Here is a 14,281-nt window from a genome sequence, read left to right as displayed (position 1 = left end):
CGCGACACTTGTCGACTTAGTGTCCTGTTCCGAAGAGTCCGGGAAACAGAGGCACTGGTAACCCTAAACTTCAGCGTTAGGGTTGGGGTCGGCAATCGGAACCGTCCCATTCGGCATCAGTCGGCGCACCGCGGCAACAGCGGGGTGGCGACACGTAACTCGAGGCGAGAGGCCTTCGACGTGGCAGCACCGCAGAACTACCTCGCAGTCATCAAGGTCGTCGGCATCGGCGGCGGTGGCGTGAATGCCATCAACCGGATGATCGAGGTCGGGCTCAAGGGCGTCGAGTTCATCGCGATCAACACCGATGCGCAGGCCCTGCTGATGAGTGACGCGGACGTCAAACTGGACGTCGGCCGGGAGCTCACCCGTGGCCTGGGAGCCGGCGCCAACCCCGATGTGGGCCGTAAGGCCGCCGAGGACCACCGCGAGGAGATCGAGGAGGTCCTCAAGGGGGCCGACATGGTCTTCGTGACGGCGGGTGAGGGCGGCGGCACGGGCACCGGCGGTGCCCCGGTGGTCGCGAACATCGCCCGCTCGCTGGGCGCTCTGACGATCGGTGTGGTCACCCGGCCGTTCACTTTCGAGGGCCGCCGCCGTGCCAATCAGGCGGAGGACGGCATCGCGGGTCTGCGGGACGAGGTCGACACCCTCATCGTGATCCCGAACGACCGGCTGCTGTCCATTTCGGACCGCCAGGTGAGCGTTCTCGACGCCTTCAAGTCCGCCGACCAGGTGCTGCTGTCGGGTGTTCAGGGCATCACCGACCTGATCACCACCCCGGGTCTGATCAACCTCGACTTCGCGGACGTCAAGTCCGTGATGTCCGAGGCCGGATCGGCGCTCATGGGCATCGGCTCGGCCCGCGGTGACGACCGGGCGGTGGCCGCGGCCGAGATGGCGATCTCCTCGCCGCTGCTGGAGGCGTCCATCGACGGCGCCCGGGGCGTGCTGCTCTCCATCTCCGGCGGCTCCGACCTCGGTCTGTTCGAGATCAACGAGGCCGCCCAGCTGGTGAGCGAGGCCGCCCACCCCGAGGCCAACATCATCTTCGGCGCGGTGATCGACGACGCGCTCGGCGACGAGGTCCGGGTCACCGTGATCGCGGCGGGCTTCGACGGCGGTCAGCCGCCGGCGAAGAACCGCGACAAGGTGCTCGGCTCCTACGGCGGCCGCGAGGAGGGGGCGGGCAGTTCGTCTGGTCGCTCGTCCGGCCAGGAGAGCGGCCGCCCGTCCTTCGGCGGGCTCGGCAGCGTCACTCCGCGTGACGAGGAGCCCGCCCCGGCGGACCCGGCCCCGGTCGCCGAGGTGCCCCCGCCCCCGGTGCCCACCCCGCACCCCCAGGTCCCGCCGGCCCGCCCCTACACGGACAGCCAGGCCGAGGAGCTGGACGTTCCGGACTTCCTGAAGTGAGCCGTCCGGTATGGCTCGACGGCGACTTTGAAGTGAACCAGACGTGATAGCGCAACAGCACGACGCGAGCGGCGCGCACTTCGCCTTCACCGACCGGTGGGGTGGGGTGAGCGCCGCTCCGTATGAAGAGCTCAATCTCGGCGGCGCGGTCGGCGACGACCCCCAGGCCGTACGGGCCAACCGCGAGTTGGCCGCCAAGGCGATGGGCCTGGACCCGGCGGCGGTCGTCTGGATGAACCAGGTGCACGGCCGGGATGTCGCGGTGGTCGAAGGACCGTGGTCGGACGGTGAGATTCCGGCGGTGGACGCGGTGGTGACACGGAGTCGGGGCCTCGCCCTGGCCGTCCTCACCGCCGACTGCACCCCGGTGCTGCTGGCCGATCCGGTGGCTGGAATTGTCGGCGCCGCCCACGCGGGTCGGCCCGGACTGGTCGCCGGAGTGGTCCCGGCGGTGATGAAGACGATGACCGAACAGGGCGCCGAGCCTGCCCGGATCGTTGCCCGTATCGGCCCCGCGGTCTGCGGCCGCTGCTACGAGGTTCCCGCGGATATGCGCGCCGATGTCGCGCAGGCGGTGCCCGAGGCGTGGGCCGAGACCAGTTGGGGTACCCCGGCGGTGGATGTGGTGGCCGGAGTACGGGCCCAACTGGTGCGCGCCGGTGTGCGGATGGATGAGCGGGATGGACAATCTCACATCTGCACCCTGGAGTCGGCGGACCACTTCTCGTACCGGCGCGAGCGCACCACGGGGCGGCTCGCGAGCTATGTCTGGTTGGGCGGCTGAGCTGTGACGGATCGCAAGACGGAACTGGCCGCGAATCTGACCCTGGTGGAGGAACGTATCTCTGCCGCCTGCGCCGGGGCAGGTCGCAAGCGTGAAGAGGTGACCCTGATCGTGGTCACCAAGACCTATCCGGCGAGCGATGTCCGTTTGCTCGCGGAACTCGGCGTACGGCATGTCGCCGAGAACCGCGACCAGGAGGCCGCCCCCAAAGCTGCGGAATGCGCGGATCTGCCGTTGATCTGGCACTTTGTCGGGCAATTGCAGACCAATAAGGTGCGTTCCGTGTCCAGTTATGCCGATGTGGTGCAATCTGTCGATCGTAAGCGATTGGTCGACGCGCTCTCCCGGGCGGCTGTGGGGGCCGGGCGGGAGCTGGGCGTCCTGATTCAGGTCGCGCTCGACGCGGACTCCGGTGAGCGGGGGGCGCGCGGAGGGGTGGGACCGGATGGAGTGGAACGGCTCGCCGAGTCCGTGACCGAGGCCGAAGGGCTCCGGCTCGACGGCCTGATGACCGTCGCCCCGCTGGCAGGTCCCTACGAGGGGCGGCCGCGGGCGGCGTTCGACCGGCTGATGGAAATCTCATCCCGCCTGCGCGTGGCCCATCCGGCTGCCAACATGGTCTCGGCGGGGATGAGCTCGGACCTGGAGGAAGCGGTGGCGGCGGGAGCGACACATGTGCGCGTCGGCACTGCGGTACTCGGAGTCCGACCCAGGCTCCGGTAACGTCGCGAAGAAGTCGGACCACAGCAGAAAATATGGTCATTCCCGTCAAAAGGCGGGCGGGCCACGTGGATCCATGGCATCCGGTGGCGGAGCCGATCCACCACAGAGCGGAGGACGCAGAGAATGGCCGGCGCGATGCGCAAGATGGCGGTCTACCTCGGCCTCGTGGAGGACGATGGGTACGACGGCCGGGGATTCGACCCCGACGACGAGTTCGAGCCCGAGCCGGAGCCCGACCGGGAGCGGGACCGTCGGCGGCATCAGGTAGTGGAGCCCGAACCGCGGCCGGAAAGGGGCGAATCTGTGCGAGTCGTCCACCCTCCCGCACAACGTGAACCCGCTCCGCTTGCGGTGGAAACCGGGCGACCCGCGCGAATTGCCCCCGTGGCGTCCATCACACCTGAACGTCAGAACTTGGAGAAGAACGCGCCAGTGATCATGCCCAAGGTTGTGTCCGAGCGGGAGCCGTACCGCATCACCACACTGCACCCCCGGACCTACAACGAGGCCCGTACTATCGGGGAACACTTCCGTGAGGGCACTCCCGTGATCATGAATCTGACGGAGATGGACGACACGGATGCGAAGCGACTTGTCGACTTTGCCGCCGGTCTTGTGTTCGGTCTCCATGGGAGCATTGAGCGGGTGACGCAGAAGGTGTTCCTGTTGTCTCCTGCTAACGTCGATGTCACGGCGGAGGACAAGGCCCGTATCGCAGAGGGCGGGTTCTTCAACCAGAGCTGAGACGCAAAAACGGCAAACCGGCAACACCGAGTCATCCGAGGCCGAAAGGCCGGGTACGAACCAGGGGAGAGGGACGCGCGGGATGGGCATCGCACTACAGGTGATCTACATCGCGCTCTATTGCTACCTGATCGTGCTGATCTTCAGGCTTGTGATGGACTACGTCTTCCAGTTCGCGCGCTCGTGGCAGCCCGGTAGGGCGATGGTGGTCATCCTCGAGGCCACCTACACTGTGACCGATCCGCCACTCAAGCTGCTGCGGCGGTTCATTCCGCCGCTGCGTCTCGGGGGTGTGGCGCTCGACCTGTCCTTCTTCGTGCTGATGATCATCGTCTGGATCCTGATCACCGTCGTGAGCAATTTTGCGAGCAGGGTGTGAACGATACGGTCTTGCCGATTGCCGACGACTACGTTGAGGTGAAGTAGAGATGCCGTTGACCCCCGAGGACGTGCGGAACAAGCAGTTCACGACCGTCCGCCTCCGAGAAGGCTATGACGAGGACGAGGTCGATGCCTTCCTCGACGAGGTCGAAGCCGAACTGACCCGGCTGCTACGGGAGAACGAGGACCTGCGGGCCAAGCTGGCCGCCGCGACGCGCGCCGCCGCCCAGAGCCAGCAACAAGGCATGCGCAAGCCTCCCGAACAGCAGGAGCGGCCAGGCGCACCTGTGCCCGCCGCCATATCGGGACCGCCGCAGCCGGTGCCGCCCGGCCAGCAGCAGATGGGTGGCCCGCCCCAACTCCCGGGCGGGGCCCCGCAGCTGCCGGCAGGTCCGATGGGGCAGAACGGCCCCGGCCCGATGCAGCAGGGCGGACCCGGCCCGATGGGCCAGAACGGTCCGATGGGTCAGAACGGCCCCATGGGCCCCGGCGGCCCCATGGGTGGTCCGATGGGCGGTCCCGGTGGCCCCGGCCCGATGGGCGGCCCCGGTGGGCCCGGCGGTCCTGGCGGCCCCGGTGGCCCGCAGCTGCCGCAGCCTGGGCAGGGCCCGGGTGGCGACAGCGCCGCGCGCGTGCTCTCGCTCGCGCAGCAGACCGCCGACCAGGCGATCGCGGAGGCCCGTTCCGAGGCCAACAAGATCGTCGGCGAGGCCCGTAGCCGCGCCGAGGGCCTGGAGCGGGACGCCCGCGCCAAGGCCGACGCGCTGGAGCGGGACGCGCAGGAGAAGCACCGTGTCGCGATGGGCTCCCTGGAGTCCGCTCGCGCCACGCTCGAGCGCAAGGTCGAGGATCTGCGCGGCTTCGAGCGCGAGTACCGCACACGGCTGAAGTCGTACCTGGAGAGCCAGCTGCGCCAGCTGGAGAACCAGGCCGACGACTCGCTCGCCCCGCCGCGCACCCCGGCGACGGCCTCGCTGCCGCCGTCCCCCTCGATGAGCGGCTCCATGGCCTCGGCCGGTGCCGGCACGATGGGCGGCCACACCATGGGCGGCAACCAGTCCATGGGCGGCCACAACCCGAACGGCGGAGCGCCGTCCTACGGTGGGCAGCAGCCGATGTCTCCCGCGATGACCCAGCCGATGGCACCGGTGCGGCCGCAGAGTCCGCAGCCGATGCAGCAGGCGCCGAGCCCGATGCGGGGCTTCCTCATCGACGAGGACGACAACTGACGCGGGCCGCGTAGCGCGGAGCGTTCGGCAATCACAAGGGCCGGGCCCCAGGAACACGTTCCTGGGGCCCGGCCCTTCGCCATGCGTACGGTCTGCCGGGGAGCTTTCCCCTGCCCGCCCCTCCCCACAACCGGGGCTCCGCCCCGGCCCCCGGACGCCCTCCGGGCGTGTCCTCAATCTCCCCCAGCTATCGCTGGGAGGTGCCCCCGGACGGGCTGAAATCAGCCCGTCCGGCAACCGAGAACCAGGGCCCGGGGCAGAACGCCGGGCCGGGGCAAGTCAGCCCGTCCGGCGCTTTGGGGCCGGGGTCCGGGGCGGAGCCCCGGTTGGCGGAGGGCTATGCCTTGCGGAGACGGAAGGTCAGGCCCAGGGGGGTGTCCTCGAAGGGGGTGCCGTAGGTGGCGTCGGCCTCGCCCGCGGCGAAGTCGATCGCGAGGACCTCGTCCGCGACCAGCTCGGCATGGTCGATGAGGGCCTGGCGGAGCTCCTCGTCGGCCGACTGCCAGCGCAGCGCGATCCGGTCGGCCACATCCAGCCCGCTGTTCTTACGGGCCTCCTGGATCAGCCGGATCGCGTCGCGGGCGAGACCCGCGCGGCGCAGCTCCGGGGTGATCTCCAGGTCGAGGGCGACCGTGGCGCCCGCGTCGGAGGCGACCGACCAGCCCTCGCGCGGGGTCTCGGTGATGATGACCTCGTCGGGAGAGAGGGCGACCGATTCGCCGTCCACGGTGACCGACGCCGTGCCCTCGCGCAGCGCGACCGACAGCCCGGCCGCGTCGGCCTCCGCGATCGCCTTGGCGACCGGCTGGGTGCCCTTGCCGAAGCGCTTGCCCAGGGCGCGGAAGTTGGCCTTCGCGGTGGTGTCGACCAGCGAGCCGCCGACCTCGCTCAGCGACGCCAGCGAGGAGACGTTCAGCTCCTCCTCGATCTGGGCGCGCAGTTCGGCGCCGAGGGCTTCGAAGCCGGAGGCGGCGACCAGCGCGCGCGACAGCGGCTGGCGCGTCTTCACACCGGATTCCGCGCGGGTCGCGCGTCCCAGCTCCACCAGGCGCCGCACGAGCGCCATCTGGGCCGAGAGGGCCGGGTCGATCATCGACCGGTCCGGCTCCGGCCAGCTGGTCAGATGCACCGAGGCGGGGGCCTCCGGGGTCACCGGCACGACCAGGTCCTGCCAGACGCGCTCGGTGATGAAGGGCACCAGGGGCGCCATCAGCCGGGTGACCGTCTCGATGACATCGTGCAGGGTGCGCATCGCGGCGGTGTCGCCCTGCCAGAAGCGGCGGCGGGAGCGGCGCACGTACCAGTTGGACAGATCGTCGACGAAGGCCGACAGCAGCTTTCCGGCGCGCTGGGTGTCGTACGCCTCCAGGGACTCGGTGACCTGCTCGGTGAGCGTGCCCAGCTCGCCGAGCAGCCAGCGGTCCAGCAGCGGCCGCTCGGCCGGGGCCGGGTCGGCCGCGGAGGGCGCCCAGCCCGAGGTGCGGGCGTAGAGCGCCTGGAAGGCGACCGTGTTCCAGTAGGTGAGCAGCGTCTTGCGGACGACCTCCTGGATGGTGCCGTGGCCCACTCGGCGGGCGGTCCAGGGCGAGCCGCCCGCGGCCATGAACCAGCGCACCGCGTCCGCGCCGTGCTGATCCATCAGCGGGATCGGCTGAAGGATGTTGCCCAGGTGCTTGGACATCTTCCGGCCGTCCTCGGCCAGGATGTGACCGAGGCAGACCACGTTCTCGTACGAGGACTTGTCGAAGACGAGCGTGCCGACCGCCATCAGCGTGTAGAACCAGCCGCGGGTCTGGTCGATGGCCTCGGAGATGAACTGCGCCGGGTAGCGCCGCTCGAAGAGCTCCTTGTTCCGGTACGGGTAGCCGTACTGCGCGAACGGCATCGAGCCCGAGTCGTACCAGGCGTCGATGACCTCGGGCACCCGCTCGGCCGTCAGCGAGCAGCCGTCGGCGGCGCAGCCGAAGGTGACCGAGTCGATGTAGGGCCGGTGCGGGTCCAGACCGCTCTGGTCGGTGCCGGTCAGCTCGGAGAGCTCGGCGAGGGAGCCGACGCAGGTCAGATGGGACTCGGCGCAGCGCCAGATGGGCAGCGGGGTGCCCCAGTAGCGGTTGCGCGACAGCGCCCAGTCGATGTTGTTATTGAGCCAGTCGCCATAGCGACCGGTCTTGACCGACTCGGGATACCAGTTGGTCTTCTCGTTCTCCCGCAGCAGCGCGTCCTTGATCGCGGTGGTGCGGATGTACCAGGACGGCTGGGCGTAGTAGAGCAGCGCGGTGTGGCAGCGCCAGCAGTGCGGGTAGCTGTGCTCGTACGGCACATGCCGGAACAGCAGCCCGCGCTCCTTGAGGTCCGCCGTCAGCGCCTCGTCGGCCTTCTTGAAGAACTGCCCGCCGACCAGGTCGAGGCCCTCCTCGAAGGTGCCGTCCGGGCGCACCGGGTTGACCACCGGCAGACCGTAGGCACGGCAGGTCAGCAGGTCGTCCTCGCCGAAGGCGGGGGACTGGTGGACCAGACCGGTGCCGTCCTCGGTCGTCACATACTCGGCGTTGACGACGAAGTGGGCGTCGGGGATCTCCACCAGCTCGAAGGGGCGCCGATAGCTCCAGCGCTCCATCTCGGCGCCGGTGAAGGACTCCCCGGTGGTGGTCCAGCCCTCGCCGAGCGCCTTCTCGACCAGCGGTTCGGCGACGACCAGCTTCTCCTCGCCGTTGGTGGCGACCACATAGCGCACTCCCGGATGCGCGGCCACGGCGGTGTTGGAGACCAGGGTCCACGGTGTGGTCGTCCACACCAGCAGCGCCGCCTCGCCCGCCAGCGGGCCCGAGGTCAGCGGGAAGCGGACGAAGACCGAGGGGTCGACGACCGTCTCATAGCCCTGGGCCAGCTCGTGGTCGGACAGCCCGGTGCCGCAGCGCGGGCACCAGGGGGCCACCCGGTGGTCCTGGACCAGCAGCCCCTTGTTGAAGATCTCCTTCAGGGACCACCACACCGACTCGACGTACTCGGGGTTCATGGTCCAGTACGCGCCGTCGAGGTCGGTCCAGTACCCCATCCGCGTGGTGAGCTCGGCGAAGGCGTCGGTGTGCCGGGTGACGGACTCCCGGCACTTGGCGTTGAACTCGGCGATGCCGTACGCCTCGATGTCCTTCTTGCCGTTGAAGCCCAGCTCCTTCTCGACCGCCAGCTCGACCGGCAGGCCATGGCAGTCCCAGCCCGCCTTACGGTCGACGTGGTAGCCGCGCATGGTGCGGAAGCGCGGGAAGACGTCCTTGAAGACGCGGGCCTCGATGTGGTGGGCGCCCGGCATGCCGTTCGCGGTCGGGGGGCCCTCGTAGAAGACCCACTCGGGCCGTCCCTCGGACTGTTCGAGGCTACGGGCGAAGATCTTGTTCTCCTGCCAGAAGTCGAGCACGGCGTGCTCGAGGGCGGGCAGGTCGACCTGGGCGGGCACCTGGCGGTACTGCGGCGTCATCGGGGCTCTTCTTCCTCCGGCGGACACGTGCTCTTCCGTTTCCGTCGGAGGGACGAGAGACGTGCGCTCCCGCGGTACCACCCTCCTTGGCCGGCAGCGGGTCGGCTCCCGGCCCCCTCATTGGGATCGCGATGCCGGTTCTACTGACCCCGGGGGGCGTTCTTCCGGCGGCTCCGGGGTGATCCTTCACATCGCGCCTGCCCCCGGGCTCACACCGTCCCCGGGTCGCTCTGGGCCGCCTACGACGCTACTCGTCCCCATCCACGCCTTTCGCTGCGCTCCAGTGTACGGGGCCGGGGAGACCGGGGCCGACCGATCAGGGCGCTGGGCCGATCGGGGGACCAGCGGCCGCGGGGACCGACCCGAATGGCGATACGCCGGGCGTCGTTGTCAGGGTCGTCACGCTGGGTCACTCCCGGGTACCGGAACCCGGACGGATTACCGGGCGCGGAGTGGGGCACAACGGTGGAGACCGGGTTGTCGTACGGGCAAGCCGGGCGAATCGGGCGGCGTGCCCCGTTGCCGCCCGTCCGAAGTCGATTTATCGTTCCGGAACGATTCGCGCGCAAGATCACAATATGTGAAGGGGCCGCGGCCATGGTGGCGAGAAAGACCACCGTGCAGAAGAGCACGGCGAAGGCGACGAAGGCCGCGCCCGGCAAGAAGAGCGCCTCGGGCAAGAAGGCCGTCGATAAGACCGCGGCGCCCACCCGGGCGACCGCGCAAGGCGCCGCCAAGGCGGCGAAGAAGAGCGCACCGAGGAAGAAGTCGGAGACGCCCGTCGGGAAGACCGCATCCGCCGAGGCGGTCGCGCCGACCGAGGAGGGCGCGGCCGGGGAGACCGTGGCCGGAAAGGCCATGGACAACAAGGCCGCATCCGCCGACAAGGCGGTGCCCGCGAAGAAGACGGGAGCCAGGAAAGTGGTTGCGAAGAAGACCCCGGGTGGTGCGTCGACCGACAAGAAGGCCACGACGACCGCGCCCCCCGTACCCAAGGCCCGTGTGTCGGGCGGACCCGTCGACCCCAGTGAGCTCGCGGTTCGCCCGGGGGAGGACCCCTGGACGGCCGAGGAGGTGGACGAGGCGCGCAGCGGGCTGCTGACCGAGGCCGGCCGGCTGCGCACCGAGATCCTCGCCTCCGAGCAGGCGATCACCGGGCTGATGCGCGACTCCGGTGACGGCGCCGGTGACGACCAGGCCGACACCGGCACCAAGAACATCACCCGCGAGCATGAGATGGCCCTGGCCGGAAACGCCCGCGAGATGCTGCTCCAGACCGAGCGAGCCCTGGAGCGGCTGGACACCGGGACGTACGGGCTGTGCGAGAACTGCGGCAACCCGATCGGCAAGGCCCGGATGCAGGCGTTCCCCAGAGCCACGCTGTGCGTCGAGTGCAAGCAGCGCCAGGAGCGGCGCTGACGCCCGTACGCCTGTGCCGTACCCTCGACCCTCACAGGGGGAGACTGGCCCGGACGAGTTGAGGGACTCACGTGACAGAGGCGGAGCAGGCCATCGGTACGCCGGACGCGGGGAAGGCAGAGGAGGGCGCCGGGACCAGCGCTGCCGGAGCCGATGAGACCGCGGGCAGGGGGCGGCGGCGGGTCGGGGTGCTCCTCGCGGTCGCGGCGCTGGCCTATCTGATCGACCTGGTCAGCAAGCTGGCCGTGGTCGCGAAGCTGGAGCACCACGCTCCGGTCGAGGTGATCGGCACCTGGCTACAGTTCGAGGTGATCCGCAACCGGGGGGCGGCCTTCGGCTTCGGCGAGGCTATGACCATCGTCTTCACGGTGATCGCGGTCGGGGTCATCGTGGTGATCGCCCGGCTGGCCCGCAAGCTCTACAGCCTGCCCTGGGCCATCGCGCTCGGGCTGCTGCTCGGCGGCGCCTTCGGCAATCTCACCGACCGGATCTTCCGGGCGCCGGGGGACCTCCAGGGGGCGGTCGTGGACTTCATCGCGCCCTCCCACTTCGCGGTCTTCAACCTCGCCGATTCGGCGATCGTCTGCGGTGGCTTCCTGATCGTGATCCTGTCCTTCCGAGGTCTGGACCCGGACGGCACCGTCCACAAGGACTGACACACGGTCCACAAGGACCGACGCACGGTCCGCGACGACTGACATCGCTCCGGCCCGGGAGCAGGGACTGATATCCGCCCGGCCCGGGAGAGGGCCGGACGGCCGGTCTCCGACGGACGTACGAACCGGTGCTCCCGGTCCGGCATACTCGTCGGGTGAGTACGATTCCCGAGATCCGCACCTTGCCCGTACCGGACGGTCTGGAGGGCGAGCGCGTCGATGCCGCGATCGCCCGCATGTTCGGTTTCTCCCGGACCAAGGCGGCCGAGCTGGCCGCCGCCGGAAAGGTGCAGCTCGACGGCAGTGTGGCCGGGAAGTCCGACCGGGTCTCCGGGGGCGCCTGGCTCGAGGTCGAGATGCCGCAGGCCGCGCCGCCGGTGCGGATCGTCGCCGAGCCCGTCGAGGGCATGGAGATCGTGTACGACGACGAGGACATCGTGGTCGTCGCCAAGCCGGTCGGTGTCGCCGCCCACCCCAGCCCCGGCTGGACCGGTCCCACCGTGATCGGCGGGCTCGCCGCCGCCGGCTTCCGCGTCTCCACCTCGGGCGCCGCCGAGCGCCAGGGGATCGTGCACCGGCTGGACGTCGGCACCTCCGGGCTCATGGTCGTGGCCAAGTCCGAGCTCGCGTACTCCGTGCTCAAGCAGCAGTTCCGCGAGCGCACCGTGGACAAGCGCTACCACGCGCTGGTCCAGGGCCATCCGGACCCGCTGAGCGGCACCATCGACGCCCCGATCGGGCGCCATCCGCAGCACGACTACAAGTGGGCGGTGACGGCGGAGGGCAAGCCGAGCGTCACCCACTACGACCTCATCGAGGCGTTCCGGGCCGCGAGCCTGCTGGACATCAAGCTGGAGACCGGCCGCACCCACCAGATCCGGGTGCATATGGCGGCCCACCGCCACCCCTGCGTCGGCGACCTCACCTACGGCGCGGACCCGACGCTCGCCAAGCGGCTGAAGCTGACCCGGCAGTGGCTGCACGCCGTGCGGCTCGGCTTCGAGCACCCCGCGCACGGCGGGTGGGTCGAGTTCGAGAGCGCCTACCCGGACGATCTGCGGGGGGCGCTGGACATCGTGAAGGCGGAGAGCGCGTGATCGAGGTCGTCACCGACGGGGACCTGTCCGGCTGCTTCGCGGTGCGCCGGGAGGTCTTCGTGGTGGAGCAGCGGATCCCCGTGGAGGAGGAGATGGACGCGTACGACGAGCACGCCGTCCACCTCCTGGCCACCGACGGCGCGGGCCGCCCGGTGGGCACCGTCCGCTTCCTGCACGGTGCCGCCGCGGACAAGAAGTACGGCCACGCCGGTGTGGACGGCGCCACCACCGCCGTGCTCGGCCGCCTCGCGGTGACCAGGGCGGCGCGCGGCACCGGGCTGGGCGCCGATCTGGTCCGGGCCGTCGAGGCGGAGGCGCACCGGCGCGGTCTGGCCCAGGTCTATCTGGAGGCCCAGACCCATGCGCTCGGCTTCTACGAGCGGCTGGGCTACGAGGCGTACGGCCCCGAGTTCGAAGAGGGCAGCGGCATCCCGCACCGGGCGATGCGCCGGGCGGTCTAGCGGCCCGCGGAGCCCTCACCGGGCGGGCGGGACGTCCTTGTGCAGCCCGCCCTCGAAGCGCGCGAAGTGATCGTGGCGGTCATGGCGGCGGTCGCGGTCCGGCGCGGCCTGCGGAGGCTGGGCGGCCGGGGCGGTGGCGATGCGCGGCAGGGCGTACGGATGGGTGTCCCGCAGCCACGCGATCATCTTCTCGCGCACCTCACAGCGCGCGGCCCACGCGTCGTCCGGGTCCCGTGCCGTGATGAGCGCCCGTACCACGATGGTGCTCGGGGTGGTGTCCGTCACCACCAGGTTCCAGTTCCGGCCGTCCCAGGCCGGGGACTTCCGCACGATCTCGCGCAGTTGCTCCCGCATCTCCTCGATCGGCGTGGTGTGGTCGAGGTGGAAGAGGACGGTGGCCACCTTCTGGGTGCCGCCCCGCGACCAGTTCTCGAACGGCTTGCTGGTGAAGTACGACACCGGCATGGTGATCCGGCGCTCATCCCAGGTCCGTACGGACAGGAAGGTCAGCGTGATCTCCTCGACCGTGCCCCACTCGCCGTCCACGACCACCGTGTCGCCGATCCGCACCATGTCGCCGAAGGCGATCTGAAGCCCCGCGAAGAGGTTCCCCAGCGTGGACTGGGCGGCGACACCGGCGACCACACCGAGGATCCCGGCCGAGGCCAGCATCGAGGTGCCGACCGTACGCATCGTCGGGAAGGTCAGCAGCATGGCGGAGGCCGCCACCACGCCGACGACCGCGGCCACCACCCGCTGGATCAGCGTCACCTGGGTGCGCACCCGGCGCACCCGCGCGGGGTCGTGCGCGCTGGAGGCGTAGCGGAAGTAGGAGGACTCCACGACGGCCGAGGAGACCCGCACCATGAGCCAGGCCGTGGCCGCGATCAGCACCAGCGCGAGCAACTGGCCGATCGCCGACCCGTGCTGCTGGACGACCCGGGCCTCCGTCTTGTCGTACGAACCGCTCAGCAGCGCCGTGCACACGGTCACCTGGAGAGGGAGTCGGCAGCGGCGCAGCTGGCCCCATAGGGGGGTCTCGGGATGCCGGGCATCGATCCTCCGCAGCAGCCAGTCGACGGCCCAGCCTATGAACAGCGTGATGGCCAGTGAGCCGCCGATGACGATGAGCGGACGCAGCACGTCCTCCATGGACACCTACCTCATCCTTTCCTGGGGAGACTTCCGGGCGTCCTGCCCCGCCTTCCCCGGATCAGGCATCCTCAGACCGCTACTGGCACGATGGGAGGGGGCGATCCACGGAAAGTGAAACGGGAAGGAAAGTGACGGCGGTGGCCGGTACCTCGACGATTGTGCTGTTCCACTCCGCGTACGGGCTGCGGCCCGCCGTGCACGAGGCGGCCGACCGGCTGCGCGCGGCCGGGCATGAGGTGGTCGTACCGGACCTCTACGAGGGGCAGACCGCCGAGACCGTCGAGGACGGCATGGTGATCAAAGAGCGGATCGGCCGCGACGAGCTGCTGAAACGGGCCGTCACCGCCGCCGCGCCCTATTCGGACCGCGGGCTGGTCTACGCAGGTTTCTCGCTCGGCGGCTCCCTGGCGCAGAACCTGGCGCTGGCCGACGACAAGGCGCGCGGACTGCTTCTGCTGCACGGCACCTCGGACATCGTCGACGACGCCACGGCCGACGACCTGCCGGTGCAGCTGCATGTGGCCGACCCCGACCCGTTCGAACCGCACGACTGGCTCAACGCCTGGTATCTGCGGATGCGGCGGGCCGGTGCCGATGTGGAGGTCTTCCGCTACACCGGGGCCGGGCACATCTTCACCGACCCCGAGCTGCCGGACTACGACAAGGAGGCCGCCGAGGCCGCCTGGCGGGTGGCGCTCGGCTTCCTGGCCGACCTCTGAGCCCGTGAACCGCCGCTGAGCCCGT

13 protein-coding genes are annotated in these 14,281 nt (G+C 70.1%); 11 read left to right on the top strand and 2 right to left on the bottom strand.

Annotation, left to right across the window (positions count from 1 at the left end; genetic code table 11):
- Positions 1-180 precede the first annotated feature (180 nt).
- The 6 genes from ftsZ (at position 181) to NQU54_RS37675 (ending at position 5,274) form a co-directional block, all read left to right on the top strand.
- The gene (ftsZ, locus tag NQU54_RS37700) at positions 181-1,413 is read left to right on the top strand and encodes a cell division protein FtsZ (protein WP_257634926.1); all 1,233 of its coding nucleotides are present in this window, start codon (positions 181-183) and stop codon (positions 1,411-1,413) included.
- Positions 1,414-1,456: 43 nt separating this feature from the next.
- Complete coding sequence (pgeF, locus tag NQU54_RS37695; RefSeq protein ID WP_257634925.1) at positions 1,457-2,197, top strand: peptidoglycan editing factor PgeF; 741 nt, start codon at positions 1,457-1,459, stop codon at positions 2,195-2,197.
- A 3-nt stretch (positions 2,198-2,200) separates the two neighbouring features.
- Entirely contained in the window at positions 2,201-2,920 is a 720-nt protein-coding gene (locus tag NQU54_RS37690; RefSeq protein WP_099013435.1) for a YggS family pyridoxal phosphate-dependent enzyme, read from the top strand.
- Positions 2,921-3,043: 123 nt separating this feature from the next.
- Positions 3,044-3,664, top strand: coding sequence for a cell division protein SepF (locus tag NQU54_RS37685; RefSeq protein ID WP_069870166.1), 621 nt, complete (start codon positions 3,044-3,046; stop codon positions 3,662-3,664).
- Positions 3,665-3,746: 82 nt separating this feature from the next.
- Positions 3,747-4,043, top strand: coding sequence for a YggT family protein (locus tag NQU54_RS37680; protein ID WP_014060001.1), 297 nt, complete (start codon positions 3,747-3,749; stop codon positions 4,041-4,043).
- Positions 4,044-4,092: 49 nt separating this feature from the next.
- The gene (locus NQU54_RS37675; protein ID WP_251771664.1) at positions 4,093-5,274 is read left to right on the top strand and encodes a DivIVA domain-containing protein; all 1,182 of its coding nucleotides are present in this window, start codon (positions 4,093-4,095) and stop codon (positions 5,272-5,274) included.
- Positions 5,275-5,611: 337 nt separating this feature from the next.
- Here the strand turns inward: NQU54_RS37675 and ileS are convergent, their stop codons facing one another.
- A complete protein-coding gene (gene ileS / locus NQU54_RS37670; RefSeq protein ID WP_257634924.1) occupies positions 5,612-8,749 on the bottom strand; it encodes an isoleucine--tRNA ligase in 3,138 nt (1,045 codons plus the stop codon).
- 597 nt (positions 8,750-9,346) lie between these two features.
- On the opposite strand from ileS, the gene NQU54_RS37665 reads away from it, so the two are divergent.
- The 4 genes from NQU54_RS37665 to NQU54_RS37650 all read left to right on the top strand — a co-directional run bounded on the left by NQU54_RS37665 (position 9,347) and on the right by NQU54_RS37650 (position 12,382).
- Positions 9,347-10,168 carry a TraR/DksA family transcriptional regulator gene (locus NQU54_RS37665; protein WP_257634923.1) on the top strand — a complete coding sequence of 274 codons (822 nt, stop codon included), beginning with the start codon at positions 9,347-9,349 and terminating at the stop codon, positions 10,166-10,168.
- Positions 10,169-10,239: 71 nt separating this feature from the next.
- Positions 10,240-10,824 (top strand): signal peptidase II, encoded by a 585-nt coding sequence (locus NQU54_RS37660; protein ID WP_257634922.1) that lies wholly within the window; start codon positions 10,240-10,242, stop codon positions 10,822-10,824.
- Positions 10,825-10,979: 155 nt separating this feature from the next.
- Positions 10,980-11,921 (top strand): RluA family pseudouridine synthase, encoded by a 942-nt coding sequence (locus tag NQU54_RS37655; RefSeq protein ID WP_257634921.1) that lies wholly within the window; start codon positions 10,980-10,982, stop codon positions 11,919-11,921.
- On the top strand, positions 11,918-12,382 hold the full coding sequence (locus NQU54_RS37650) for a GNAT family N-acetyltransferase (protein ID WP_093706715.1): 465 nt from the start codon (positions 11,918-11,920) through the stop codon (positions 12,380-12,382). The genes NQU54_RS37655 and NQU54_RS37650 overlap by 4 nt, the downstream gene beginning before the upstream one ends.
- 15 nt (positions 12,383-12,397) lie before the next feature.
- Here NQU54_RS37650 and NQU54_RS37645 read toward each other — a convergent pair whose 3' ends face one another.
- A complete protein-coding gene (locus tag NQU54_RS37645) occupies positions 12,398-13,534 on the bottom strand; it encodes a mechanosensitive ion channel family protein (protein ID WP_257634945.1) in 1,137 nt (378 codons plus the stop codon).
- Positions 13,535-13,665: 131 nt separating this feature from the next.
- On the opposite strand from NQU54_RS37645, the gene NQU54_RS37640 reads away from it, so the two are divergent.
- On the top strand, positions 13,666-14,256 hold the full coding sequence (locus NQU54_RS37640) for a dienelactone hydrolase family protein (RefSeq protein WP_257634920.1): 591 nt from the start codon (positions 13,666-13,668) through the stop codon (positions 14,254-14,256).
- Positions 14,257-14,281 lie beyond the last annotated feature (25 nt).

The organism is Streptomyces malaysiensis subsp. samsunensis (assembly GCF_024519315.1).
In the GTDB taxonomy this organism is placed as follows: Bacteria; Actinomycetota; Actinomycetes; order Streptomycetales; family Streptomycetaceae; genus Streptomyces; species Streptomyces malaysiensis.
Note: the sequence above shows the minus strand (reverse complement) of the source record. Positions and strands in the feature narration are given on the sequence as shown.

Coding starts and splice junctions, on each gene's coding strand:
- NQU54_RS37685 (WP_069870166.1), top strand. CDS start 3,044: ATGGCCGGCGCGATGCGCAAGATGGCGGTCTACCTCGGCCTCGTGGAG.
- NQU54_RS37680 (WP_014060001.1), top strand. CDS start 3,747: ATGGGCATCGCACTACAGGTGATCTACATCGCGCTCTATTGCTACCTG.
- NQU54_RS37675 (WP_251771664.1), top strand. CDS start 4,093: ATGCCGTTGACCCCCGAGGACGTGCGGAACAAGCAGTTCACGACCGTC.
- ileS (WP_257634924.1), bottom strand. CDS start 8,749: ATGACGCCGCAGTACCGCCAGGTGCCCGCCCAGGTCGACCTGCCCGCC.
- NQU54_RS37665 (WP_257634923.1), top strand. CDS start 9,347: ATGGTGGCGAGAAAGACCACCGTGCAGAAGAGCACGGCGAAGGCGACG.
- NQU54_RS37645 (WP_257634945.1), bottom strand. CDS start 13,534: ATGGAGGACGTGCTGCGTCCGCTCATCGTCATCGGCGGCTCACTGGCC.